The 23751-nt window shown below is 65.5% G+C and carries 22 protein-coding genes; 8 read left to right on the top strand and 14 right to left on the bottom strand.

Annotated elements, in window-relative coordinates; all coding sequences use genetic code 11:
* Nucleotides 1-24: 24 nt before the first annotated feature.
* The 4 genes from J2X67_RS22280 to J2X67_RS22265 all read right to left on the bottom strand — a co-directional run bounded on the left by J2X67_RS22280 (nt 25) and on the right by J2X67_RS22265 (nt 3956).
* Complete coding sequence (locus tag J2X67_RS22280; RefSeq protein ID WP_309956576.1) at nt 25-1191, bottom strand: acyl-CoA dehydrogenase family protein; 1167 nt, start codon at nt 1189-1191, stop codon at nt 25-27.
* 46 nt (nt 1192-1237) lie between these two features.
* A complete protein-coding gene (locus J2X67_RS22275) occupies nt 1238-1996 on the bottom strand; it encodes an SDR family oxidoreductase (protein WP_309956574.1) in 759 nt (252 codons plus the stop codon).
* The gene (locus J2X67_RS22270) at nt 1997-2968 is read right to left on the bottom strand and encodes a tripartite tricarboxylate transporter substrate binding protein (protein ID WP_309956572.1); all 972 of its coding nucleotides are present in this window, start codon (nt 2966-2968) and stop codon (nt 1997-1999) included.
* Between the two features lie 118 nt (nt 2969-3086).
* Nucleotides 3087-3956 carry an aldo/keto reductase family oxidoreductase gene (locus J2X67_RS22265; RefSeq protein WP_309956570.1) on the bottom strand — a complete coding sequence of 290 codons (870 nt, stop codon included), beginning with the start codon at nt 3954-3956 and terminating at the stop codon, nt 3087-3089.
* 114 nt (nt 3957-4070) lie between these two features.
* Here J2X67_RS22265 and J2X67_RS22260 point away from each other — a divergent pair, with 114 nt between their 5' ends.
* Entirely contained in the window at nt 4071-4973 is a 903-nt protein-coding gene (locus J2X67_RS22260) for a LysR substrate-binding domain-containing protein (RefSeq protein ID WP_309956568.1), read from the top strand.
* Nucleotides 4974-4999: 26 nt separating this feature from the next.
* On the opposite strand, the gene J2X67_RS22255 is transcribed toward J2X67_RS22260, so the two are convergent.
* Entirely contained in the window at nt 5000-5677 is a 678-nt protein-coding gene (locus tag J2X67_RS22255) for a glutathione S-transferase family protein (protein ID WP_309956566.1), read from the bottom strand.
* Between the two features lie 150 nt (nt 5678-5827).
* Between J2X67_RS22255 and J2X67_RS22250 the strand changes: the two genes are divergently transcribed.
* Nucleotides 5828-6133, top strand: coding sequence for a hypothetical protein (locus J2X67_RS22250; RefSeq protein ID WP_309956564.1), 306 nt, complete (start codon nt 5828-5830; stop codon nt 6131-6133).
* Between the two features lie 115 nt (nt 6134-6248).
* Nucleotides 6249-7394, top strand: coding sequence for a DSD1 family PLP-dependent enzyme (locus J2X67_RS22245; RefSeq protein ID WP_309956562.1), 1146 nt, complete (start codon nt 6249-6251; stop codon nt 7392-7394).
* A 48-nt stretch (nt 7395-7442) separates the two neighbouring features.
* Here J2X67_RS22245 and J2X67_RS22240 read toward each other — a convergent pair whose 3' ends face one another.
* Both J2X67_RS22240 and J2X67_RS22235 read right to left on the bottom strand, forming a co-directional pair.
* Nucleotides 7443-7754 carry a hypothetical protein gene (locus tag J2X67_RS22240; RefSeq protein ID WP_309956560.1) on the bottom strand — a complete coding sequence of 104 codons (312 nt, stop codon included), beginning with the start codon at nt 7752-7754 and terminating at the stop codon, nt 7443-7445.
* A gap of 246 nt (nt 7755-8000) precedes the next feature.
* Entirely contained in the window at nt 8001-8828 is an 828-nt protein-coding gene (locus tag J2X67_RS22235) for a crotonase/enoyl-CoA hydratase family protein (RefSeq protein ID WP_309956558.1), read from the bottom strand.
* 98 nt (nt 8829-8926) lie between these two features.
* Here J2X67_RS22235 and J2X67_RS22230 point away from each other — a divergent pair, with 98 nt between their 5' ends.
* Together J2X67_RS22230 and J2X67_RS22225 are read left to right on the top strand one after the other, a co-directional pair.
* Complete coding sequence (locus tag J2X67_RS22230; protein WP_309956556.1) at nt 8927-10780, top strand: PhoX family phosphatase; 1854 nt, start codon at nt 8927-8929, stop codon at nt 10778-10780.
* Between the two features lie 37 nt (nt 10781-10817).
* Nucleotides 10818-11207, top strand: a complete 390-nt coding sequence (locus tag J2X67_RS22225; protein ID WP_309956554.1) for a DUF488 family protein — start codon at nt 10818-10820, stop codon at nt 11205-11207.
* 1 nt (nt 11208) lies between these two features.
* Here J2X67_RS22225 and J2X67_RS22220 read toward each other — a convergent pair whose 3' ends face one another.
* Nucleotides 11209-12111: an SDR family oxidoreductase gene (locus J2X67_RS22220; protein WP_309956553.1), complete on the bottom strand. Its 903-nt coding sequence runs from the start codon at nt 12109-12111 to the stop codon at nt 11209-11211.
* Between the two features lie 144 nt (nt 12112-12255).
* Between J2X67_RS22220 and J2X67_RS22215 the strand changes: the two genes are divergently transcribed.
* Nucleotides 12256-13134 (top strand): CoA transferase, encoded by an 879-nt coding sequence (locus tag J2X67_RS22215; protein ID WP_309956551.1) that lies wholly within the window; start codon nt 12256-12258, stop codon nt 13132-13134.
* Here the strand turns inward: J2X67_RS22215 and J2X67_RS22210 are convergent, their stop codons facing one another.
* A complete protein-coding gene (locus J2X67_RS22210; RefSeq protein ID WP_309956549.1) occupies nt 13135-15255 on the bottom strand; it encodes an esterase-like activity of phytase family protein in 2121 nt (706 codons plus the stop codon). It abuts the gene before it with no gap.
* A 123-nt stretch (nt 15256-15378) separates the two neighbouring features.
* Nucleotides 15379-16143 carry a hypothetical protein gene (locus J2X67_RS22205; RefSeq protein WP_309956547.1) on the bottom strand — a complete coding sequence of 255 codons (765 nt, stop codon included), beginning with the start codon at nt 16141-16143 and terminating at the stop codon, nt 15379-15381.
* 222 nt (nt 16144-16365) lie between these two features.
* On the opposite strand from J2X67_RS22205, the gene J2X67_RS22200 reads away from it, so the two are divergent.
* Nucleotides 16366-17061: a cold shock and DUF1294 domain-containing protein gene (locus tag J2X67_RS22200; RefSeq protein WP_309956545.1), complete on the top strand. Its 696-nt coding sequence runs from the start codon at nt 16366-16368 to the stop codon at nt 17059-17061.
* A 7-nt stretch (nt 17062-17068) separates the two neighbouring features.
* On the opposite strand, the gene J2X67_RS22195 is transcribed toward J2X67_RS22200, so the two are convergent.
* Nucleotides 17069-19507, bottom strand: a complete 2439-nt coding sequence (locus J2X67_RS22195) for a YgiQ family radical SAM protein (protein ID WP_309956543.1) — start codon at nt 19505-19507, stop codon at nt 17069-17071.
* Between the two features lie 164 nt (nt 19508-19671).
* Here J2X67_RS22195 and J2X67_RS22190 point away from each other — a divergent pair, with 164 nt between their 5' ends.
* Nucleotides 19672-20619 carry a GNAT family N-acetyltransferase gene (locus J2X67_RS22190; RefSeq protein ID WP_409050529.1) on the top strand — a complete coding sequence of 316 codons (948 nt, stop codon included), beginning with the start codon at nt 19672-19674 and terminating at the stop codon, nt 20617-20619.
* On the opposite strand, the gene J2X67_RS22185 is transcribed toward J2X67_RS22190, so the two are convergent.
* Genes J2X67_RS22185 through J2X67_RS22175 form a run of 3 tightly spaced genes read right to left on the bottom strand, consistent with a single transcriptional unit; the run spans nt 20606 to nt 23669 of the window.
* Nucleotides 20606-22114 carry a tripartite tricarboxylate transporter permease gene (locus tag J2X67_RS22185; RefSeq protein ID WP_309956539.1) on the bottom strand — a complete coding sequence of 503 codons (1509 nt, stop codon included), beginning with the start codon at nt 22112-22114 and terminating at the stop codon, nt 20606-20608. The two genes, J2X67_RS22190 and J2X67_RS22185, sit on opposite strands and share 14 nt — an antisense overlap.
* 15 nt (nt 22115-22129) lie before the next feature.
* The gene (locus tag J2X67_RS22180; RefSeq protein ID WP_309956537.1) at nt 22130-22603 is read right to left on the bottom strand and encodes a tripartite tricarboxylate transporter TctB family protein; all 474 of its coding nucleotides are present in this window, start codon (nt 22601-22603) and stop codon (nt 22130-22132) included.
* Between the two features lie 43 nt (nt 22604-22646).
* Nucleotides 22647-23669 (bottom strand): tripartite tricarboxylate transporter substrate binding protein, encoded by a 1023-nt coding sequence (locus J2X67_RS22175; protein WP_309956535.1) that lies wholly within the window; start codon nt 23667-23669, stop codon nt 22647-22649.
* Nucleotides 23670-23751: the final 82 nt, after the last annotated feature.

Raw genomic sequence — 23751 nt, 5'->3', positions numbered from 1 at the left:
CGGGTCTTTTCGTGGTGCGGCCGCTCATTCGCCCAGGCGATAGCCAGCCGCGGCAATGGTGCGCCTGGCGATGTTCAGCTGATGGATCTGGCTGGTGCCTTCGTAGAGGCGAAACAGCCTCACGTCGCGGTAGAAGCGCTCGATGGGATGGCCGTGGATGAAGCCCGTGCCGCCCAGCATCTGCACGCAGCGGTCCGCCACGCGTCCGCACATCTCCGACGCGAAGTACTTGCAGATCGATGCCTGCATGGTCACATCCTCGCCCGCGTCGCGCTGGCGCGCGGTTTGCAGAATGAGCGCCCGCGCGGCCTGGATCTCGGTCTGGCAGTCGGCGATCAAGGCCTGCACCAGCTGGAAGCTCGCAACCGGCTGGCCGAACTGCCGGCGCTGGCAGGTCCACGCGACGGCTTCGTCCAGCATGCGGATGGCAGGGCCCGTGCACAGCGCCGCAAGATGGATGCGCTGCTTGTTGAGCACTTTCATTGCTGTCTTGAAACCTTTGCCCTCCACACCGCCGATGATGCTGTCGGCCGGCACGCGGCAGTCGGCCAGATGCACTTCGGACACGGGCGAGCCGGCCTGCCCCATCTTGCGGTATGGCTCGCCCGTGGTAAGCCCGGGCGTTCCGCGCTCGACCAGGAAAGCTGAAATGCCATGGGCGGACCGGTCTTGCGGATCGGTGCGCGCCATCACCGTGAACAGCCCCGCGATAGGTGCATTGGTAATGAAGCACTTGGTTCCGTTGAGCACGTACTCGTCGCCATCGCGTACGGCGCTCGTGGCCAGTGCGGTCGCGTCCGAGCCGGCATCGGGTTCGGTCAGCGCGAATGCGCCGGTCAGCGCACCACTGGCCAGCAACGGCAGGTAGCGGGCCTTCTGCCCGGGCGTGCCGTCTGCGACCAATGCCTCGGAGCCGATACCGGTGTTGGTGCCAACCCGTGCCCTGAACGCGACGGAGGCTTGCGACAGTTCCATCGCAGCCAGCACCAGCTCTTCGGTCGTCATTCCGCCGCCACCCCACTCCTGGGGAATGGACCAGCCGAAGAAGCCCCGCCTCGCCAGATCGTCGACGAGGTCTGCAGGCACTTCGTCCAGCCGCTCGACCTCCGCCTCGCGCGGAATCAGTTGCTCGCGTACGTAGCGCGGAAGCGCGTCCAGCGTTTCGTTGAACGCAGAAGAATCTCGGATCATGTGTCCCCGCGATGAAGGCATGGCGGCATGCCTTGTTCTTGATTGGTCAGTTGGCGGTGTAGCCGCCGTCCACCGGCAGGATGGTTCCGGTAACGTAGCGCGCCTGCTGCGAAGCCAGGAACACCACTGGCCCTGCAATGTCCTGCGGATCGCCCGCGCGGCGCAGGAACGTGCGGCGCACCATGCGCTCCTGGCGCTCGGTGTCTGCCGCAATGTGGGCGGTCATGGGCGTCATCACCAAGCCGGGAGCTACGGCATTGACACGCACGCCATGAGGCCCGAAATCTAGCGCCAGGAACCTGGTCAGCTGGGCAACGGCCCCCTTCGAGGCGCCATAGGCCATGTGGGCCGAGGTTGCGACGAGCGAGGTGATGGATGCCACGTTGACGACGGCGCCGCGTGTGCGGTGCAGGCCTTCGGTGCATGCCACTGTGAGGTTGAGCACGCCCTTGACGTTGACCGCCATCACATGGTCGATGTCTTGCGACAGCGCCTGTGCCTCGAATACCGCGTTGCGGCCACCCACACCGGCGTTGTTTACCAGCACGCCCACGGGGCCCCAAGACTGCTCCAGGTCGGCAACCACGGCAGCGCATTGCACGGCATCGCGCACGTCCAGCGCATAGGGGCGCACCCGGTCGACGGGGTAGCCCGTGCGTGCGGCGGCGTCGCGCGTCCTGTCGGCGTCAAGGTCGGTCAACGCCACGCGGCAGCCGGCGTCAAGCAGGCGGGTTGCAATGGCAAAACCGATACCCTGGCTCGCACCGCTGACCAGAGCCACGGTGTCGTCGAACAGCGGACTCATTCATTGCCCTTGCTTTGGCAGGTCAAGGCGCTGGAGCAGCGGCACCCAGCGCTGCGTCTCGGCCTTCACATAGTCGGCCAGCGCTTGCGGCGTGCTGCCGCGAGGCTCCATGCCGATCGCTTGCGAACGCGCGATGAAATCAGGATCGACCAGCACCTGGTTGACGGCGCGATTGAGCTTGTCCACCGTGTCCTTCGGCGTGGCCGCGGGCGCAGAGAGCGCATACCAGAGCAGCGCCTCGATGTCGTAGCCCTGCTCCTTGAAGGTCGGCGCATCTGGCACCTGCGCAAGGCGCTTGGAGTCCATCACACCCAGTACCCGCATCTTGCCCGCCTTGACGTGCTGCAGCGGGCCGGTGATGGAGGTGCCCTGGATGTCGATCTGGCTGCCGAGCATGGCCTGCAGCCCGGGGGAATCTCCGTTGAACGGAATGTGTGTCGTGCGAATGCCGGCCATGCCCTCGAAGGCCAGCGGCGCGAGATTGGTCAGGATGGACGCGCCCGGTGAGCCCCGGTTGATCTTGTCCGGATGAGCCTTGGCATAGGCCACCATTTCCTTGATGTTCTTGTACGGCAGATCCGAGCGTCCCACGATGATGGTCGGCTGATAGGCAATCTGCGTGACCGGCGTGAAGCTCTTCACCGGATCGTAGGGCAGCTTGTCGTACATCACCGTGTTGCTGGCCAGAATGCTCAGCGAGCTCATCAGCAAGGTGGTGCCATCGGGCTTGGAGCGGGCCACGTTGTCTGCCGCCACGATGCCGCTGGCGCCGGGCTTGTTCTCCACGATGGTCTGGGTGCCGTGCCTGGTGAGCTCCGCAGCCAGCAGCCGCGCGTACTGGTCTGTTCCGCCGCCGGCCGCAAAAGGAACGACGATACGTAAAGGTTGCTGGGCCTGCGCCGTACCGACGGCGAGGCCAAGGCCTAGGCCAAAGCCGAGCAGAAAGACGCCGAGGCGCTTTCGGATTTGCATTGCGATGTCTCCTGAATGGGCCGCTGGAAATGGTTTTTCCCAGTTTAGGAGCGCGCATTTCGCAAGATGCATCAAGGCATGAAAAGGTGCTTTGTAGTTTTAGAGGAGTGTTGGCAGATCAGGGAGCGGCCACGCGGTCCAGCGCTTCGATCGCATCGGCAGGCAGTTCGAGCTTTCCCGCAGCCAGGTTTTCGCGCAGATGCCCGACGGATGAGGTTCCGGGAATCAACAGGATGTTGGGCGATCGGCGCAGCAGCCAGGCCAGTGCCATCTGCATCGGCGTGGCGCCCAGGCGTTGCGCCACCTCCGAAAGCCCTGCGGACTGCAGCGGCGTAAAACCGCCGAGCGGGAAAAACGGAACATACGCAATGCCCTCACGCGCCAGTTCGTCGATCAGCGCATCGTCGTTGCGATGCACAAGGTTGTACTGGTTCTGCACACATGCAATGCGGCAGATGCTGCGGCCTTGCGCAACCTGTGCGGGGGTTACGTTGCTCAGGCCGATATGGCGCACGAGGCCCTGGCGCTGCAGCTCGGCCAACGCCGCGAGCGGCGCCTCGATCGATCCCTCCGCCGGGCCATGCACGTCGAACATGATGCGCAGGTTCACTGCCTCCAGCACGTCCAGGCCCAGGTTGCGCAGGTTGTCGTGCACCGCCTGCTTCAGCTCCTCGGGCGAGAACGCAGGCAGCCAGCCACCGGTGTCGGAGCGGCGCGCTCCAATTTTCGTCACGATGACAAGGTCCTTCGAATAAGGCGCGAGTGCCTCGCGAATGATCTGGTTGGTAACGTGCGGGCCGTAGAAGTCGCTGGTGTCGATGTGATCGACACCGCTTTCGACAGCTTCGCGCAGCACGGCCAAAGCCGCCTCGCGATCTTTCGGCGGCCCGAACACGCCGGGTCCGGCAAGCTGCATGGCGCCGTAGCCGAGCCGGTGAACCGTGCGGTCGCCGAGGGTGTAGGTGCTGTGGGTTTGCGTGGTGGACATGGTGCTTTTTCCTTGGGCGTTGAAGAGATGAACAGGTTGTGAGGCCAGTCTAGGGAGCCAGTCGCTGTTTGATAAGCCGCCATAATTGGCACGGGCTGTGCAGGATTCAGAACAATGAAAGTCGATCTCGGAGATCTCAATGCCTTTGTTGCGGTTGCGGGCGCCAAGGGCTTTCGCGACGGCGCGCGCCTGAGCGGCGGGAGTGCATCGGGCTTGAGCGAGGCGGTGCGCCGGCTGGAAGCCCAGCTCGGCGTGCGCCTGCTCCACCGCACAACCCGCAGCGTGCGGCCGACGGAAGCGGGCGAACGCCTGCTCGAGCGGCTGAGGCCCGCGCTCACCGAGGTCGAAGCTGCGCTCGACGTGGTGAACGGGTTTCGCGACCGGCCGGCCGGCACGCTCAAGCTGAATGTGCCGATCAGCGCCGCGCGGCTCGTGCTGCCATCGATCGTGCCGCGCTTTCTTGCCGCCTACCCCGACATCTCCCTCGAAGTGATTGCCGAAGATGGCTTTGTGGATCTGCTGGCCGCCGGTTGCGATGCAGGCATTCGCTACGACGAGCGGCTCGAACAGGACATGATCGCCGTGCCGATCGGCCCGCGCATCCAGCGCTTTGCCGTTGCGGCCGCGCCCTCCTACCTCGATCTGCACGGCCGGCCGGAGCATCCCAGCGAGCTGCTCGGCCACGCCTGCCTGCGCGGACGTTTTGAGAGCGGCTCGATGCCGCCATGGGAGTTCGAGCGCAACGGCGAAACCTTGCGCATCGAAGTGACGGGGCAGCTGATCGTGCGGATCGGCGCAGCGGCGGATCTCTCGGTCGACGCGGCGCTGGCTGGTGCCGGCGTGATCTACCTGTTCGAGGATTGGCTGCGCCCTCACCTCGACAGCGGCGCGCTCGAACCGATTCTCGAGCCCTGGTGGCTGCGGTTTTCCGGGCCCTTTCTCTACTACCCAGGCCGCCGGTTGCTGCCGGCGCCGCTAAGGGCCTTTGTCGACTTCATACAGAGCGACGCGCCCTGAGTGCCTGCCCGCGCCGGCAATGCCCGTCAAGGACGATCGGGCCTGACGTCGGGGGCGGGGGTCGAAGAAACCCCCTGCGCCTTGGCGGCGCTCGATTGCGCGGCCATGGCGGCCTTGAAGCCTGGCCGCGCCTGCAAACGCTCCCAGTAGGCTGCCACCGAGGGCGTGAAGCGCTCTGCCATACCCAGGTGCCCGGCCAGCAACAGCGCATAGCCAACGGACACATCTGCAGCGGTAAAGCGGCCCGCGCAAAGATAGTCACGCTCGGCGAGCAGCGGCTCCAGGGTGCGCAACCGCGCCAGGAACCACTTGGCATAGTCGTCGGCCACCTGCGGCTGCTTTCGCTCCCCCAATTCGAAATGCGCGTAGCGCAGCACCAGCGTCTGCGGAAAGGTCAAGGTCGCCTCGCCGAAATGAAGATAGTTGAGGTACGGCCCGAAGTCCGGCTCGTTGCTGCCTACATCCAGTTGTCCGGCCGAGAACCGCGCAGCCAGGTACTGGCAGATCGCGGCCGATTCGGTCATTCGCATGGCGCCTTCGGACAACATCGGCACCGTGCCGAGCGGGTTGACGTCGAGGTACGGCCGGGACAGCACGCGCGGCGGAAACGGCAGCATCTTGAGCTCGTAGGAGAGCCCGATCTCTTCAAGCATCCACAGGGGCCTGAACGAGCGTGCGCTGACGCAGTGGTGAAGGGTGATCATGTATCGGCGGTCTCTGGTTCTTCGCAATGTCGAGACAGATTGTCTCTGTGAACAGTCTTCGTCCGGATTGGCGGCTATCGCCTGAAGGCTTACAGCGCTTCGCGCGGGCGGCTGTCGCACTTTATTGCGGGCGCCTGCAATCGTCGCGGAATGAACACTGCAGACCCTCGGGCGCCCTTTCCCTCCTGGTGGCGCATTGGCGCGCTCGCCTATTCCGCGGCGGGCGTGGTCTGCGTGGTTTCGTCAGCCGCATTTCCTGAAAGCGAACTGGCCATGCTGGCGGCAATCGCGGGCGCGCTGCCCTGGTCGCTGGGGCTGTTGACGCTGAACCTCGAACCCGGAATCGCGCAGACGGCGCTCCTCGTTCTTGCGGGTGGCTGGGCAATCAATGCGGCGCTGCTCTGGTGGCTCGCACTCAGGCGCTCCGGGCACGAGGCGCCGTTTCGCACCGACTGAGCAAAACTCCTTTTCTGCGCGCTGCGCGAAGTACCGCAAGCGACTTTTAGGTGCGATCATTTCGCTTTGCACCCGCGCCAGGCGCGCACCTCTACCCCCGCATACAAAGGTTTCCATGCTTCCTGATACGCAAGTGAACACGCCGCTGATCGGCCTTGCCGGTGGCCGGCAATCGCTCGATACGCCCGCGCTCCTGCTCGACCTGGGCGCCCTCACGCGCAACATCGAGCGCATGGCCGCGTTTGCCAAGGCGCGGGGCGTGGGCCTGCGGCCGCACGTAAAAACGCACAAGTCGGTGGAGATTGCGCGGCGCCAGGTGGCCGCCGGAGCCATTGGCGTGAGTTGCGTCACCCTGGGCGAGGCAGAGGTAATGGTCAAGGGCGGCATTCCAGATGTGCTGATCACCTCGCCGGCTGTTACCCCCAGCAAGATCGCACGGGTGGTCAAGCTCGCAAGGCTTGCAGGCCCGGGCGGAATGATGGTGGTGGTGGACGACCCTCGCAATGCCGCGGACCTTGCCGCCGCCACGCTGGGGCTGCCGCATCCGCTCGAGGTGCTGGTCGACTATGGCGCGGGCTACAACCGCACCGGTGCGGCAACCGAAGCGCAGGTGCTCGAACTTGCGCGCCAGGTGGCAGCCGAACCGCGCCTCAAGCTGCGCGGCTTGCAGGCCTACGCCGGCAACCTGCAGCACATTGTCGACCGGGAGCAGCGCAGCGCGGCTGCCGCCGGGCTGCGCGTAACCGTCGCCCGCATCGTGGCCGAGGCCAGGCGGGAGGGCATTCATTTCGACATCGTCACGGGCGCGGGCACCGGCACCCACGACCTGGACGCCCAGCGCGACGCGTTCACCGAACTGCAGGCGGGCTCCTATGTGTTCATGGACGCGGAATACGCCCAGGTGCTAGGTGGCGCCTCGGGGCAACCGTCGCCTTTCGAGGTGTCGCTGTTCGTGCAGACGGCAGTGGTGAGTGCCAATGCGGCAGATTGGGTCACGGTCGACGGCGGCACCAAGTGCTTTGCCACGGACAGCGGCGTGCCGCTGGTGGCGCGCGGCGCCAATCCGGCGAGCCGCTATGCGTTCTTCGGCGACGAGCACGGCAAGCTGCTGTTTGCCGGAGCGCGGCCGGCACTTGGAGAGCGGGTCGAGTTTGTTACCCCGCACTGCGACCCGACCGTCAACCTGCATGATGCCTATCACGTGGTCGACGGCGACACCCTGGTAGGTATCTGGCCTGTGGACGCGCGGGGCAGGCACTAGGCGCCGGGCGCCGCGCGAAGCTGCGGCGGATTGCTTGCTACGCAGGCGTCAAACGCGAGGTAGCGCAGCAAGGTAGGTAGAGACGACGACAGCGGCCGCACGGTCCAGCTGCAACAGGTCTGCCACTTCGAATGCGCGCGCAGCAGGGCTTCCGCTCATTTCGGGCGGCATGCGGATCTCTACAAGAACTTCGGCCGCGAGCTCGCGGTCGCTGCGGGGCCTGCCATCGGCATCCATTACCCATTCGTCTATCTGCTCGAATGGAATGCTTCGGAAGACGCCGACGACAGGTATGTACTTGTAGCGATCCTCGCCCACCAGGATGGGCACGCTGAGATTGCAGAAAAACGTGGTCGACATGCAGGATCGCCGTCGCAGTCAAAAGGATTAATTGTTAATGAATGTGACTGAATCAGCCACCCTTCCTAACCCTTATTCCCTCGCCAGACGTGACCTTCGTCACACAAAGTTCATCTTTCTACGGAATGGTTTTACAGAAATCGAGAAACCTAAGTGCTACAAAACTACCTTATCGCTGCTTGAGCGTGGCTGCTTTCAGGCATCAACCAGCAAAGCGTATTCATTTTCAGCCACAACGACCTGGGCTCAAGCCGCCGCACCGAATCGAGGCGCGCGCCGCTCGATGTTCGCCTGTACCGCCTCTTTCTGGTTTGCGGCGCCGATCAGTGCTTGCTGCTCCACGGATTCGGCAATCAGCAGATCGGCTGCGCTGTGCGCCTGCGCTGCGTTGAGTAGCCGCTTGCCGGCGCGGATGGCGTCAGGGCTCTTGCCCGCGATGTCGCGCGCCATCTGAAGAGCTTCGGCCAGGGGATCGGCGGAGAGCCGGGTTGCAAACCCGAGCTGCATCGCCTCCTCGCCAGAGAAGATGCGCCCGGTGTAGGTGAGCTCGCGCACCACGTCGCTGCGGGCAAGCTCTCGCATCAGCACCATGCCGCCCATGTCGGGCACGAGGCCCCACTTGATTTCCATCACCGAAAGCCTGGTGTCGGGCGCCACGATGCGGATGTCGGCACCCAGCGCCACCTGCAGGCCGCCGCCAAACGCCACGCCGTGCACGGCGGCTATCACCGGCACCGGAACATCACGCCAGACCATTGCGACATATTGCGCCGCGTTCGAAATGCCATGCGTCCGAACAGATATGTCGGTGCCGCCGGCACTCGCGCCCAGCACGGCGCTCGCGGCGCCTTGCCCCATGCGCTCGAACGAGGCCATGTCCAGGCCTGCGCAAAACGCCTTGCCCTGCCCCGAGATCACCACGGCGCGCACGGCGGTGTCGTGGCGCAACGCCTCACCGGCCTCGATGAGCGCGTCGAACATTGCGGGATCGAGCGCGTTCATCTTGTCTGCGCGTGCAAGCTGCAGTTCCACCACGCCGTCGGGGTGGCGAGTCCATTCGATTCGATCGGCCATTCATGTCTCCTTCGGTTTTCTTCGCGCCAGTATCGCCCGGTGCCGCCGCTCGGCGATGATGGCGGCTGTCGCCTACCCAACACCTGCCCTTTCGACCCATGCCTCTGGATCGCCGGATCTTCCTGCAATCGGGCGCCGCCGCCGTGGTGGCGCTGCTCCACCGGAGCGGCGCGACCGCGCCCCTCGACCGGGAACAGCGGGCCATGCTCGGCTTCACGGCCGTAGCGGCTTCGCTGCGCGATGCCGTGGTGGTGCCACCCGAATATGAGTGGCAGCTGCTCTACCCCTGGGGCACGCCCACCGGCGTGAAGGGCCAACCCATGCCGCGCTTTGCGGCCGACGGTTCCCACAGCGCAGCCGACCAGGCGCTGCAGGCGGGCATGCATCACGACGGAATGCACTTCTTTCCGCTGGCCACACCAGACCGCGCCCTGCTCGTGATGAACCACGAATACACCGACGAGCAACTGCTCCATGCGGATGGCATCAAGGAATGGACCGCAGAGAAGGTTCTCAAGTCGCTGCATGCCATGGGCGTTTCGGTCATCGAAATCCAGCGCACGCGGGAGGGCTGGCAACAGGTGCGCCCTTCGCCTTACGCACGGCGGGTGCACGGCAACACACCCATGCGCATTGCGGGCCCGGCAGCGGGTGCGCCGCTGATGCGCACGGCGGCCAATCCGGCAGGGGACGAGGTGTTCGGCACCTTTGCCAACTGCGCGATGGGCGTCACGCCGTGGGGCACTTACCTGACCTGCGAAGAAAACTTTCACGGCTACTTCGGCGGTCCGAAGGAAGTGGCCAAAGACCTGACCCCGGCGCAACGCCGCTACGGCACCGTGCCTGGCTCGCAATGGGTGGAGTACTGGCGCTTCGAAGAGCGCTTCGACCTGAGCCGGCATCCGAACGAGGCGAACCGCTTTGGCTGGGTGGTGGAAATCGATCCCTTCGACCCCACGGCCAAGCCCGTCAAGCGCACGGCGCTCGGCCGCAAGCGCCAAGAGAGCGCCACCTGCACGCTCACCAAAGACCACCGCGTGGTGGTCTACATGGGCGATGACGCCAGGTTCGAATACATCTACAAGTTCGTGAGCCACGGAAAGGTTTCGCCCAACGGCGGCAGCGCTGCCAACGCACACCTGCTCGACGAAGGCACGCTCCATGTCGCGCGGTTCGACGCGGGCGGCCGCGGCCTTTGGCTCGAACTTGTCCACGGGCGCAACGGCATCAATGCCGAAAGCGGGTTTGCCGACCAGGCCGAGGTGCTGATTCATGCCAGGCTGGCGGCCGACGTGGCGGGCGGCACCCGCATGGACCGCCCCGAATGGATTGCCGTGCATCCGCAAACCGGCGAGGTGTATGTCACGCTTACCAACAACAGCCAGCGCGGCGAGCCCGGCAAGCCCGAGCCGGACGCGGCCAATCCGCGAGCGCCCAATCTCTTCGGCGGCATCTTGCGATGGCGCGAGGACGGCGGCGATGCGGGCAGCGAAGGCTTCGGCTGGGATCATTTCGCGCTCGCCGGCGACCCTGCGCAAACGAACAGCGGGGCGCGTTATCCCTCGGGCGAAGCGGACATCTTCGGCAGCCCCGACGGCTTGCACTTCGACGGCGGCGGCCTGCTCTGGATCCAGACCGACATGAGCGGCCAGCTCATCGGCAAGGCGCCCTACACCTCGCTAGGCAACAACCAGATGCTGTGCGCCGATCCGGCAACGGGCCGCATCAAGCGCTTTCTCACGGCGCCGAACGGCAGCGAGGTTACCGGCTGCGTGGTCACGCCCGACCGGCGCACGCTGTTCGTCAACATCCAGCATCCGGGCGAATCGCGCGACGACGGCAACGCAGCGCCGACCAGCGCCTGGCCCGACGGCACCGTGCCCGGCAGCACGCGCCCGCGCTCGGCCACACTGGCCATACGCCGGCGCGACGGGGGTATCGTCGGCAGCTGAAAAACCGCGCTGAAAAAAAGATAGAAGGAGACCCTGCATGAGCATTCGCATTGTTCGCCTCGGCACACCGCGCGCCCATGGCGAGGGCCTGCGCATCGGCACCGTTCGCCGCCCGCCGCGCGGCGTCCCGAAAACCGAATTTGCCTCGCAGAACTGGTACGACGTGTGGTACCCCAACCTTGCGCCTTCCGCCGAGACGATGAAGATGGGCCAGGAGGCGGAAACGCCCGCGCAATGGAGCGCCTTCATGCGCAAGTACAAAGCCGAGATGGCCGAAGCCGACGCAAGCCGCAGCCTCGACCTGCTCGCGGCGCTGTCGCACACCGCGGCATTTTCCGTAGGCTGCTATTGCGAAGACGAGTCGCGTTGCCATCGCTCGCTTCTTCGCGGCCTGCTCGCCGAACGCGGCGCCGCCATGGCAGGCTGATTCAGCGCTGCGCCTTGTCCTTCTGGTTCTGCGCCTCGATGCGCTCGCGCGCGGCCTGCCAGTCGTCGTCGCTCCATTGGCGCAGCTCGTAGAAGTTGCCGCCCGTGGCCAGCGCATTGCCGCCGTCCATCATGATGCTCTGGCCGGTAAGCCAGTCGCATTGGCCCGGGGCCATGAGAAAGGCCGCAAGATTCTGCAGCTCGCTCATTCGGCCGGTCCGCGCCATCGGGTTGCTCTTTTTGCTGCGGGCGCCGGGCTCCTCGCCGGGGTTGAGCCGCTTGCTCATGCCCTCGGTCGGAATTTCGCCCGGCCCGACGGCGTTCAGCCGAATGCCGTGGCGCGCCCACTCCACGGCCAGCGACTTGGTCATGACTTCGATCCCGGCCTTGCTCATGGCCGAGGGCACCACATAGGGGCTGCCGTTGTCGACCCAGGTCACGATGATGCTCATCACGCTGCGCAGCGCATCGCCCTCCTTCCATTTGCCGGCCTTGGCCTCTGCCACCCAGCGCTTTCCGACAGCCTGCGTGACATAGAAACTGCCGTGGAAGACGATGTTTGCAATGGCATCGAACGCGCGGGGCGACAGGCTTTCCGTCGGCGCCACGAAGTTGCCCGCCGCGTTGTTGACCAGCCCCGTGAGCCCGCCGCTCTGAAACAGGCTCTCGACCATTTCATCGACGTTCTGCGCAATGCGGATGTCCACGCCGAAGGTGTCGATGCGGCGCCCCGGAAACCGCTGGCGCCACTCGGCCGCGGTTTCTTCGCACACCGATTGGCGACGCCCGCAGATCGCAACGTCTGCACCCAAACCCAGAAAGCGCTCGGCCATTGCACGGCCGAGGCCAGTGCCACCGCCTGTCACGAGAATGCGCTGGCCGTTCATGAGAGAAGCCTCGAACATGGTGAATCTCCTTGGTCGTTGCAACAGCGCGGCAAGGCGGGCGCCGCATGGCACATGCTACGCCGTGGGTGGCCGCCGCGGCTTGCGAAATCTGGCTCCGCGTGGGTAAAAATGGCCCTTGCCCTGTTCACCGGACATATGACCATGCAAAGCCCCGCTGCCTCGTCTTTCCAATCGCTTGCCGGCGTTCGTGTGCTGAGCCTTGCGCTCAACCTGCCGGGCCCCGCGGCCCTGCTGCGCTGCCGCGGCATGGGTGCCACCTGCCTGAAGTTCGAGCCGCCGGCCCGCGACCCGATGGCGCTCTACGACAAGGCCGCCTACGCCGCGCTGCACGAAGGCATCGAGGTTCGCACGGCCGACCTGAAGACCGAAGCCGGCCAGAAATTGCTGCATGCCGAGCTCGCGCAAACGGACGTGTTGCTGACTTCTTTCCGGCCCTCGGCGCTCGTCAAGCTGAAGCTCGACTGGGCATCGCTCCAGGCGCGCCATCCTTCGCTCTCGCAGGTTGCAATCGTCGGCGCACCGGGCAATCGTGCCGAGGAGCCTGGGCACGACCTCACCTACGTTGCAGAAAGCGGCCTGGTCACCGGCACCGAGCTACCGCCCACCCTCTATGCCGACATGGGCGGTGCGCTGCTCGCAAGCGAGGCGGTGCTGCAGGCCACCTTGCATGCGCGCTCCGCCGCCAAGCCGAACGGCGTGTACCTCGAAGTGGCGCTCAATGCATCGGCCGACTGGCTGGCGCTTCCCCGCACCTGGGGCCTGACCCGGCCCGAGGGCGCCGTGGGTGGCGCGCACGCGGGCTACCGCGTCTACCCCTGTGCGGATGGGCGCGTGGCCGTTGCCGCGCTGGAGCCGCACTTTGCAGAGCGCCTCTGCGAAGCGGCAGGCGTGGCTTCGCGCGACATGTTTGCCGCGGCAACGCACGAGGGCATTGCCGCCTGGATTTGCACCCGCACGCGTGCGCAGCTCGAAGCCATGGCACGCGAACGCGACGTGCCGCTGCTCACGCTGGCCGGCTGATCAAAGTCGCAGTTCGCTCAGCTTGCGATCGAGCTTGATGAGCCAGATGCGCACCGGCCGCTCCAGGTCGCTGCCGCGCGTGATACGCGCACCCGTCACACCGGCCGGACACTTGGCGATGATCGCGCCAGCTGCATCCACGGTGCAGTCCTCGATGCTGCCTGCGACGGTCTTGCCGTCGGCATCGAGCAGGACGGTGCCCAGGCCGAAGTCGTTGTCGTTCACCAGCGCCAGCGTCTGGTCGTCCACCACGGTCAGGCCCTCGGCTTTTTCAGCCAGCCAGCCCAGCGCGTTGAGGTCGAGCAGCTCGGTCTTGCGCATCGTCACCACGGTGGAATAGTCGGCGGTTCCCGAAGGCGCCTGCGTGATGCTGCTGATCTCGAGGTTGTGATCCAGCGCCGCAATGTCCGTCGCGTTGGCCGGCAGCTCGACGAGCATCAACTTGTTGAACACCTTGCCGTCGCTTTTGCGCGCCCCCTGCTCGATCACGATGAAGCGGCCATTGCCCAGGCTCACCACATCGCCGAGCTTGGCGTTGCCGGTTCGGTTCTTGTCGTACTGGCTGCCGTCGATCGGGTAGGCGTAGAGCCTGGATGTCTCGGTAGCCGGATCGAACGCGAGCCAGCGCGTGAACTTCGCGATGTGGCGCACATCGGTCTTGCTGCCGCCCGGGGGCGTGGCCTGGATCGACTTGCCCGCGCCGTCCTTCGGATCGATCGGGCTTTGCAAAAAGCCATGCAGCTTGCCGCTGGCCACGTCGAGCGTCAGCCCCTCCATGCCGCGATTGGCACGACGCTGCGCGAGCACCGGCGGCAGGTCGGCGGCGCCGTTGCCGGGGGCGTATTTCTTTTCGATCACACCGGTTGCGATGTTGATGCGTGCAATGAACGGACCGTACTCGTCGCTGGTCCACAGCACGTTGCGGGCCTTGTCGAGCACCAGCGTCTCGGGGTCGAGGCCGTTGGCGTCGTAGTTGGCCTTGGCGGCATCGAACACATAGCGATCGGTCAACGGTGTTTCGCCCGTCGAGCCCACGCCCGACTGCGGAGGCAGGCCGGTGATCTTCTTGCCGGCGTCGAGCTTGAGCGGCAGGCTCGACGAGAGCACTGCACCGGTCTTGCCGATGCGCACAACGCCGAAGCTCGGCGCGAAGGACGGCGCAGGAAACACCTTGCTGATGCTGGTGGCGCCGCCGCCACCGGGCACGGGCGCGGTCGGGCCGTCGCCATTGGGGCCGCGGTCGGTAATGGCATAGAACTCGAGCGTGCCGTCGTCGGCCTTGCCCTTGAACGCCAACCCCGAGCCGTAGGCCGGCAGGAAGCCCGCTGGAAAGTCGGCCCTGGTCTTCTCGTTGTCGCCCTCGTAAGGCACGTTGAAGCTGGCGTCCGCCTGCATCTGGTAGCGGGTCACGTCGATGCCGATGGTGCCGAGCGTGTTGGTCTGCGTCGAGGCTTCGGTCACCGGCGCGGCAAAGCGCGAGGCCAGCGTGTTCTCGAAGTGTTCACGCGCCAGCGTGCGGCGGCTCGAATCGACCATGCGGGCATTGTAGGGAGCGGGCAGCCCTGCGAGCACCGCATTGAGAGCGGTGTTGAAGGCGTCGGCTGCGGCGCCGAAGTCGAGCGCACCGGCCGTCAGGGCGGCCTTGAGCGCCGGGGTCAGGCGAATGCCGTTCGAGGGGTCGCGGTCTTCGTCGAAGCTCTGCAGCGCGAGCAAGCGGTTGACCACTGCGTCGGCCTTCACATTGGTGCCGCCGGCCAGGCTCAACGGGGTGATCGCGTCGCCGCAGGCTGCACTGCCGAGCGCGAGCGCGCCGACGCTGAACACAACGGTCTCACCGTCTTTGCAGGTGAACTCGCCACTGGCGTTGGTGGAGGCCTTGGCCGAGTTGCCGGCAACGTAGTCGAGGCCCTCTACTGCCGCGTCGAGGAAGGTGCCGGTCTTTGACTGCGCAACCGGCGGGTTGGCCGTGCCACCGCCACCGCCACTGCCTCCGCCGGATGCCGGCGGAAACGCCCATACGCCAGTACCGCCGCCATCGCCGCTGCCGCCGCAGGCGCTCAACAGCACGCCGGCACTTGCGAGTGCCAGCCAACCCATCCTCGATCCTCTCGTCTTCCGCATTGCTTGTCCTTGTGATGCGCCGGCGCAAAGGCGCAGGCCCCGGCGATTAGCGCCGAGGCAGATGACAAGTCCGTGAAATTGCAGTCGAAAGGCTGCGGTGGCCGCGCCTTTTTTAGCGCCGGTTCAGCGTTTTGTGCCGTCGCGTTCGCGGTCCTCTCGCTTGATTGCGAGATAGGTTTCGAGTTCGATCTCGTGCAGTTGCCGCGGATACTGCTCGGCCGCCGCAAACCAGGAGCGCTCCCGCCGCTCGGCCGGCGCGCCGGCTTCCGAAGAGAGATAAGTGTCGAGCGTAAGAAAGTAGCGCATCGCATTGCGCTCCACCAGCCCGCGCGCGCCGCGAATGTAGTCGGGCTGCCCATCGGACTCCTTGCCCACCACGGTAAAGCCCACCTTGTTGCGGCCGAAGGTGGCCAGGTAGGCCTGGGTGGCCATGCGAACCATCATGTTGTGGTCGTAGCTGTAGCCAAAATGCAGGAAGCTTCTTCGCTCGTCGAGCGCCACTGCTTCCAGCGTGACGCGGTAGTTGCTGGTGCCCAGCGGCCCGCTCGCCGCGTTCATCTCGACCGACAGGTAATCCGGCGTCGCGTTGGCCACCCGATAGATGAATGGCAACTGAAACGCCTGCTCCACCGGCTTGTCGTAGCGCCGTACGACGAAGAGCGTGAGCATGTCTTGCCCCTGCGGCGTGGTGCCCGCGCGGCACCGGCGATTGTTCACATGCAGCCTCAGCAGTTCGCACCACTGAGACGACTCCTTGAGCGCGGCGCTGATCTCCGGCAGCGGATGGTCCACCACTGCGTAAATGTCGCCCTGCAGCCCGCCGGGCGTTTCAAGTGAATCAAGCTGAACCGGACGCCCGAAGCCGCTGCGCTCGAGCTTGGCCTTCATGCGCTGATGCGTCGTACGCAGCGCCTCTGCGGAAGCGGAGGCCGGCGCAGAAGAAGATTCGGACGGCGCTGTTACCGCGTACGACGAAGCCGCGAGCAGGACAGCCCCCGCCAGGGCGCGCAACCACGAAACCGGCGGAGAGAACAAAGTACTCATGGGGCCACACGATACAACGGGCGGCGAGAATCCCGCCATGCCTCCTTCTCTTACTCCCTTCAAACCGTGAAGCGCCAAGGCCGCCTCGTACGCTGGGAGCCCGAACGGGGTTTCGGCTTCATTCGCAGCCCAGAGGTATCCGCGGATGTGTTCGTGCATCTGCGCGATTTCCTCGACCGGCAGGTAAAGCCCGAAGTCGGCATGGCGCTGGGCTTCGAAGAGATACATGTGGGAGGCAAAGGACCGCGAGCGATGGCGGTCTACGCCATTGGCGCCGTCGAGCCTCGAGCTCCGCAGGCAGCACGTACGCGCCAAGCTCCCACATCATCGGGCACGGGCCGCGCTGCAGCCGATTCACGACGCCGCAGCGGCGCCCCGCGCTCCTCCTCTTCATCGTCGATGCTGCCCATGAGCCTGCTGCTCCTGGGTTACCTGGCCCTGCTCGGCTATGGCATATGGACCGCACGCCTGCCGTCGCTTGCCTTGGGCGTGCTGCTGCTGATCAACCTTCTGACCTTCGCTGTCTACGGTTTCGACAAGAGCGCCGCCCAGGCCGGACGCTGGCGCACAGCCGAGAGCAGGCTGCATCTGCTGTCGCTGGCAGGAGGATGGCCGGGTGCGTGGTGCGCGCAGCGGCTCTTTCGCCACAAGTCGCGCAAGGCGAGCTTCATGACGGGCTACTGGGCCACTGTGCTGCTGAATATCGGCGCGGTGGCGGCTTGGGTCGGCAAGCTGTTGCCGGCCGGCCTGCCCGGCGCCTGAACCCGGCTCAGCGCGGCTTGCGGATGCTGCCGCGCGCCGGGCCCGAAGCGGCCTTGCGCCCCGGCGCCGAACCGTTGTCCCGCGGAGGCAGGCCGGTGTGCTGCGTGAGCATGCGGCCCTTCGATGGCTTTGCCGGCGCCAGCCTGACCGGCGCAGATGCCTTGGCATCCTTCGCCTTGGCCGGGGCAACCGGCGCGCTGGTCGAATTTTTGCGCCGCGCACTGGTGTAGCCGCCATCGGTGAGCGGCTGCCACGTTGGAATGAGGTGGTGCTTGCCGTTGCCGATCAGGTCGGCGCGGCCCATGCTCTTGAGCGCCTCGCGCAGCAGCGGCCAATTGTTGGCATCGTGATAGCGCAGAAAGGCCTTGTGCAGGCGCCGGCGCTTGTCGCCGCGAACGATGTCCACCGTCTCGCTGTCGCGCGTGATCTTGCGCAGCGGGTTCTTGTTGGTGTGGTACATCGTGGTGGCGGTGGCCATCGGGCTCGGGTAGAAGGTTTGCACCTGGTCGGCACGAAAGCCGTTCTTCTTGAGCCAGATCGCGAGGTTCATCATGTCCTCGTCGCTGGTGCCTGGATGCGCGGCAATGAAGTACGGAATGAGGTACTGCTTCTTGCCCGCCTCGGCCGAGAACTTCTCGAACATCTGCTTGAACTTGTCGTAGCTGCCGATGCCGGGCTTCATCATCTTGGTGAGCGGGCCCTGCTCGGTGTGCTCGGGCGCAATCTTCAGGTAGCCGCCGACGTGGTGCTGCACCAGTTCCTTCACGTATTCGGGCGACTGCACTGCCAGGTCGTAGCGCAGGCCCGAGCCGATCAGGATCTTCTTGATGCCCCGCAGCGCACGCGCACGGCGGTAGATCTTGATGAGCGGATCGTGGTTGGTGCCCAGGTTCTGGCAGATGCCCGGGTACACGCAGCTGGGCTTGCGGCAGGCGGCCTCGATCTCGGGGCTCTTGCAGCCGAGACGGTACATGTTGGCCGTGGGGCCGCCCAGGTCGGAGATGGTGCCGGTAAAGCCGCTCACGCTGTCGCGAATGGCCTCGACCTCCTTGATGATCGATTCTTCGGAGCGGCTCTGGATGATGCGGCCCTCATGCTCGGTAATGGAGCAGAAGGTGCAGCCGCCAAAACAGCCGCGCATGATGTTCACGCTGAAGCGGATCATCTCCCACGCGGGGATCTTGGTCGCGCCGTCGTGGCTGCCGTTTTCGTCGGCGTAGCGCGGATGCGGGCTGCGTGCATACGGCAGGTCGAACACGTAGTCCATCTCTGCCGTGGTGAGCGGAATGGGCGGCGGGTTGATCCACACGTCGCGCGCCGTGGTGCCCTCGCCGTGCGCCTGCACCAGTGCGCGGGCGTTGCCGGGGTTGGTTTCCAGGTGCAGCACGCGATTGGCGTGGGCATAGAGCACCGGGTCGGCGCGCACCTGCTCGTACGAAGGCAGGCGGATCACGCTGCGGTCGCGCGGCGGCACCTTGATTTTGGCGCGCTGCTGGAGCGCAGGGTTCGGCACGAAGGTGAGCGGCTTGATGGCCGGGTTCACGAGGTTCGCGGGGTTCGCGGGATTGGCCGCCGCAGCGCCTGCTTCGGCAGCTTGTGCCACGGCCTGGGCTTCGTCTTCCTTGGCGCAGGTGGCGCCATTGGCCTTGGCCTGCTCCGAGACCATCAGGTACGGGTTGACGTGGGCCTCCACGCGGCCGGGCTCGTCAACGCTGGTGGAGTTGATCTCGAACCATTCTTCGGGCGTGTCGCGCCGCACGAATGCGGTGCCGCGCACGTCGGTAATTTCATGCACCGGCTCGCGGGCGGCCAGCCGGTGAGCGATTTCGACAATGGCGCGCTCGGCGTTGCCGTAAAGCAGCAGGTCGCACTTCGAGTCGACCACGATCGAACGGCGGACCTTGTCTTGCCAGTAGTCGTAGTGCGCAATGCGCCGGAGCGAGCCTTCGATGCCGCCCAGGATGATGGGCACGTCGTTCCAGGCTTCCTTGCAGCGCTGCGAATAGACGATGGCCGCGCGGTCAGGCCGCGCACCGCCGACGTCGCCGGGGGTGTAGGCGTCGTCGCTGCGAATCTTGCGGTCCGCCGTGTAGCGGTTGATCATCGAATCCATGTTGCCGGCGGTCACGCCGAAGAACAGGTTCGGCTTGCCCAGCGCCTTGAAGGGCTCGGCGCTTTGCCAGTCGGGCTGCGCGATGATGCCCACGCGAAAACCCTGCGCCTCGAGCATGCGGCCGATCACGGCCATGCCGAAGCTCGGGTGGTCGACATAGGCGTCGCCCGTCACCACGATGACGTCGCAGCTGTCCCAGCCGAGCGCGTCCATTTCCTTGCGTGTGGTCGGCAAGAATTTGGCCGTACCGAAGCGGGCCGCCCAGTACTTGCGGTAGCTGGTCAGCGGCTTGGCGGCGCGCGCAAAAAAGGAGACGTCGACGGGGGCGTTCATCAGTGGGAAGTGGGCAGCGCGGCTTGGCGGGCTCGGCGCGGCAGTGGGCAACCCACCATTTTAGGGTTTTCCATCATCTCTGTCGCGTCCGGATGGGTTGGCGCAAGGCCAGCAAGGCCTTTAATTGATTGCCAAAGTCAACCATCAATATGACAATGGCAAGCATGCCGAATGCTCCCGCCACTCCCGATGCCGCCGCCGTCAAGGCAATCCGGCAGTTCAACCGCTTCTACACAAGCCGGATCGGCGTGCTCGATCCGTACCTTGGCAGCGACATGTCGCTCACCGATGTTCGCGTGCTGTACGAACTGGCCCATCGCGAAGTGCCCGTGGCAAGCGAGATCGGACGCGATTTGCGGCTCGATGCCGGCTACATGAGCCGCATCCTGCGCCGCTTCGAAGCCGCCGGCTGGCTCACGCGCGAGCCCCATGCCCGTGACGCGCGGCAAAGCGTGCTGCGCCTTACCGAAGCCGGCCACGCCGCATTTGCGCCGTTGCAACAAAAATCGCGTGACGAGGCAGCCGCCCTTCTCTCACCGCTGCCGCCGCACGACCGCCAGCAGCTGGTCGATGCCATGGCGCGCATCGAGCGCCTGCTCGATCCCGCTGCCGCCCCTGCAGCCCTCACCCGTACCATCGTGCTGCGCGATCCGCTGCCCGGCGACATGGGCTGGGTGGTGCAGCAGCACGGCGAGCTGTATGCGCGTGAATACGGCTGGAACAACGAGTTCGAAGCCTTGGTCGCAGAAATCGTGGCCGAGTTCGTCCGCAAGTTTCAGCCCGGGTGGGAGAAGTGCTGGATTGCAGAACTCGACGGCCAGCGCGTGGGCGCGATCTTCGTGGTGCGCAAATCGGCCACTACCGCCCAGCTGCGGCTGCTCCTGCTGGCCCCTGCGGCCCGCGGCCTGGGCCTGGGCGGGCGCCTCACCGACGAATGCATTGCCTTCGCACGCGCGAAGGGCTACAAAAAGATGGTGCTCTGGACCAACAGCTGCCTGGAGGCCGCGCGCGCCATCTATGCCAAGCGAGGTTTCAAGCTCGACAAGGCCGAGCCCTACGAAGGCTTCGGCCAGCAGCTCGTCGGCGAGACCTGGTCGCTCAAGCTGCAGTAGACGAAGCCGTTCGCCGGCCCTTGGTCCACAGCTTCCTGAGCAAGGGCGCGACCCAAACCAGCACCACCACCGCGGCCAGCGAAGCGGCAATGGGCCGCGACACAAACCCGGCCAGGTTGCCGTCTGACTTGATCATCGAGGTAATGAAGTTCTCTTCGAGCATGCCGCCGAGCACCACGCCAAGAATGGCAGGTGCAATCGGAAAACCGTTTTCTTCGAGCAGGTAGGCCACGATACCGGCCGCGAGCATCACGCCCACGTCGAACAGCGAGTTGTTGATGGCAAATGCACCGACGATGCAGAACAGCAGGATGAGCGGCATCAGCACGTTGCGCGGTACACGCAAGATGCGCTTGGCCACCTTGATGCACAGGATGCCGAGCGGAATCATGATGATGTTGGCGATGATGAACAGCATGAACACCGCATAGATGTTTTGCGGGTTGGTGGTGAACAGCGTCGGCCCCGGGTTGAGGTTCTTCATGTAGAGCACGCCAATGACAATGGCGGTGATCGAGTCGCCCGGAATGCCGAACACCAGCGCCGGAATCCAGGCGCCGGCCAGCGCACTGTTGTTGGCTGAGCCCGATTCGACAATGCCTTCGACATGGCCGGTGCCAAACTTCTCGGGCTCTTTCGAGAACTTCTTGCTCATGGCGTAAGACATCCATGCAGCAATGTCGGCGCCCGCGCCGGGCAATGCTCCCACCGCGGTGCCCAGCACGCTGCCGCGCAATATCTGCACCGGGTACTTCTTGGCCAGTGCCCATTGCCCCGAGAGCACGCGGCCCACTTTTTCGACCACGATCTCGCCCGGCGGCAGCGTGTCGACCGCGAAGCGGATCACCTCCGAGATGGCGAACATGCCGATCATCATCGGGATCATGCCGATGCCGCCGGTCATCTCGGCACTACCGAAAGTGAAGCGCGGAAAACCCGCCGGGTTGCCAAGCCCCACGCAGGCCACCAGCAGGCCCAGCAGCAGCGTGATCATTCCCTTGAGCGGCCGGTCGGATGTAATGAACACCGCGCACGTAAGGCCCAGCAGCACGAGCCAGAAATACTCGAACGAACTGAAGTTGAGCGCAAAGTCGGCCAGCGCAGGCGCCGCAACAATGAGCACCACCGTACCGAAAAGACCGCCGACGGCAGAGAACACCAGCCCCGCTCCCAGCGCCGTTTCTGCCATGCCCTTGCGCGTCATGGCAAAGGCCTCGTCGGTATAGGCGGCCGATGCGGGCGTACCCGGAATGCGAAGCAGGCAGCCCGGAATGTCGCCCGAAAAGATGGCCATTGCGGTGGCCGTCACCATGGCAGCAATGGCGGGAATGGGCTGCATGAAAAAAGTGACCGGCACCAGCAGCGCAACCGCCATGGTGGCCGACAACCCCGGTACCGCGCCAACGAAGAGGCCGTAGAGCGAGGCCAGCACCATCACAAGGATGGTGTAGGGCTCGAAGACCATCGAGAAAGCCTGCAAGAGTGCTGCCGACATGTGTAGAGACCCTCGTTACCAGGCAATGGGCGCCAGCACGCCCCAGGGGAGCGGAACGCGCAGCAGCTTGTAGAACGCTGCATGAATGACCAGCGAGGCAATCAGCGCGACCAGCACCGCGCGGCCTGGCGGCACGCGCATGGTCAGCATCAGCGCCAGCAATGAGATGGCCACGGTCGGCAAGAAACCGAGCCGCTCCGAGGCGAATATGTAGAACAGCACCGATCCGACGACCAGCGCCGCGGCCAGCACATGGCGCGGTGAAGCGGCCCAATCGCCCAGCCGCACCCAGGCCGCGGCATGCCGCTCGCGCCAACCCTTGACCAGCAGCATGGCGCCGCAAAGGCACAGCCCGATGGCGATCAGCCCCGGAAAGAGCGCCGGCCCCACCTGCTGGCCCGGTATGCCCGGATAGCCGCGCACAACGGCAAGCACCAGCCCGCCGAGCACCAGAAGAACGAGCCCGAAGACCGCGTCGTTGAACTTCATTGCGCCGGACCTCCGCCAGGCACGCACGCACGCCGCGCGGCGCTCACTTGACGATACCCACTGCCTTCATGGTTGCGCCAAGCTCGGCGTCGGACTTGGCCATGTAGGCAGCAAATTCATCCGGCGCCGCATAGATCACGCCGAAGCCGCGCGAGGCCATGAAGTCGGTGTACTCCTTGCTCGCCACTACCTTCTTGAGCGCGCCGGCAAGCTTGTCGCGCACGTCGGCCGGAAGGCCCTTGGGCGCAACAATGCCGCGCCAGGCGGCCATCGACCAGTCGCTGCCGATGGAGGCCTTGAGGGTGGGCACATTGGGGTACAGCGCCGAAGGCTTGTCGCTCATGATTGCAAGGCTCTTGACCTTTCCCGCATCGATGAGCGAACGCGCCTCCGGCAGCGAGACCGGTGCAATCTCCACGCCGCCTGCAACCACGTCTTGCAGCCCCGGCGCCGCGCCGTTGCTCGGCACCCACGGCACGGCCGCGGGGTCGATCTTCTGGTCGCGCAAGAGGCCGGCAATGGCCAGGTGCCAGATGCCGCCCTGCCCCGTACCCGAGGCCTTCAACTTGCCGGGGCTGGCCTTGATGGCCGCCAGCAGTTCGGCCACTGTCTTGTAGGGCGCATCGGCGCGCACCTGAATGCCGGCCGGGTCGAGGTTGGCAAGGCCGATGGGCGTGTACGACGCGCTCGTGAGCTGCGTGAGCCCCTGCCAATGCATCATGCCGATCTCGACCGTGGCCATGCCGATGGTGTAGCCGTCCGGCGGCGCGGCGGCAATGGCCGAATGGCCCACCACGCCGTTGCCGCCGGTGCGGTTCACCACGGTGATCGGCTGGCCCAGTTCTTTTTCGAGCAGGCTCGCAATGATGCGCGCCGTGGCGTCGGTGCCGCCGCCCGCGCCCCACGGAACGATCAGTGTGACCGGGCGGCTCGGATACGCCTGCGCTGCCGCGGGAGCCGACCCCGCCAGCATCGCGAGCCCGGCCGCGAGGCCCGCAGCATGGGCAACGAAGGAGCGCCGCGAAAAAACATGGGACGAACTGACACGGGACGAACTGACACGCATGGTTGTTGTCTCCTGGCGAAAGTCATTGGTATGACGTTTGAATGGCCATGCGATTTTTCGCACAGTTCACTCGCCAGAGACA

It is taken from the genome of Variovorax sp. 3319 (assembly GCF_031456585.1).
Lineage (GTDB): Bacteria > Pseudomonadota > Gammaproteobacteria > Burkholderiales > Burkholderiaceae_C > Variovorax > Variovorax paradoxus_P.
The sequence above is the reverse complement of the archived record's forward strand: the minus strand, read 5'-3'. Positions and strand labels throughout refer to the sequence as shown.

Coding starts and splice junctions, on each gene's coding strand:
- J2X67_RS22260 (WP_309956568.1), top strand. CDS start 4,071: ATGAAAGTCGATCTCGGAGATCTCAATGCCTTTGTTGCGGTTGCGGGC.
- J2X67_RS22250 (WP_309956564.1), top strand. CDS start 5,828: ATGAACACTGCAGACCCTCGGGCGCCCTTTCCCTCCTGGTGGCGCATT.
- J2X67_RS22215 (WP_309956551.1), top strand. CDS start 12,256: ATGCAAAGCCCCGCTGCCTCGTCTTTCCAATCGCTTGCCGGCGTTCGT.
- J2X67_RS22175 (WP_309956535.1), bottom strand. CDS start 23,669: ATGCGTGTCAGTTCGTCCCGTGTCAGTTCGTCCCATGTTTTTTCGCGG.
- J2X67_RS22190 (WP_409050529.1), top strand. CDS start 19,672: ATGCCGAATGCTCCCGCCACTCCCGATGCCGCCGCCGTCAAGGCAATC.
- J2X67_RS22205 (WP_309956547.1), bottom strand. CDS start 16,143: ATGAAGGCCAAGCTCGAGCGCAGCGGCTTCGGGCGTCCGGTTCAGCTT.
- J2X67_RS22180 (WP_309956537.1), bottom strand. CDS start 22,603: ATGAAGTTCAACGACGCGGTCTTCGGGCTCGTTCTTCTGGTGCTCGGC.
- J2X67_RS22220 (WP_309956553.1), bottom strand. CDS start 12,111: ATGTTCGAGGCTTCTCTCATGAACGGCCAGCGCATTCTCGTGACAGGC.
- J2X67_RS22275 (WP_309956574.1), bottom strand. CDS start 1,996: ATGAGTCCGCTGTTCGACGACACCGTGGCTCTGGTCAGCGGTGCGAGC.
- J2X67_RS22265 (WP_309956570.1), bottom strand. CDS start 3,956: ATGTCCACCACGCAAACCCACAGCACCTACACCCTCGGCGACCGCACG.
- J2X67_RS22225 (WP_309956554.1), top strand. CDS start 10,818: ATGAGCATTCGCATTGTTCGCCTCGGCACACCGCGCGCCCATGGCGAG.
- J2X67_RS22230 (WP_309956556.1), top strand. CDS start 8,927: ATGCCTCTGGATCGCCGGATCTTCCTGCAATCGGGCGCCGCCGCCGTG.
- J2X67_RS22245 (WP_309956562.1), top strand. CDS start 6,249: ATGCTTCCTGATACGCAAGTGAACACGCCGCTGATCGGCCTTGCCGGT.
- J2X67_RS22210 (WP_309956549.1), bottom strand. CDS start 15,255: ATGCGGAAGACGAGAGGATCGAGGATGGGTTGGCTGGCACTCGCAAGT.
- J2X67_RS22270 (WP_309956572.1), bottom strand. CDS start 2,968: ATGCAAATCCGAAAGCGCCTCGGCGTCTTTCTGCTCGGCTTTGGCCTA.
- J2X67_RS22235 (WP_309956558.1), bottom strand. CDS start 8,828: ATGGCCGATCGAATCGAATGGACTCGCCACCCCGACGGCGTGGTGGAA.
- J2X67_RS22185 (WP_309956539.1), bottom strand. CDS start 22,114: ATGTCGGCAGCACTCTTGCAGGCTTTCTCGATGGTCTTCGAGCCCTAC.
- J2X67_RS22255 (WP_309956566.1), bottom strand. CDS start 5,677: ATGATCACCCTTCACCACTGCGTCAGCGCACGCTCGTTCAGGCCCCTG.
- J2X67_RS22195 (WP_309956543.1), bottom strand. CDS start 19,507: ATGAACGCCCCCGTCGACGTCTCCTTTTTTGCGCGCGCCGCCAAGCCG.
- J2X67_RS22240 (WP_309956560.1), bottom strand. CDS start 7,754: ATGTCGACCACGTTTTTCTGCAATCTCAGCGTGCCCATCCTGGTGGGC.
- J2X67_RS22280 (WP_309956576.1), bottom strand. CDS start 1,191: ATGATCCGAGATTCTTCTGCGTTCAACGAAACGCTGGACGCGCTTCCG.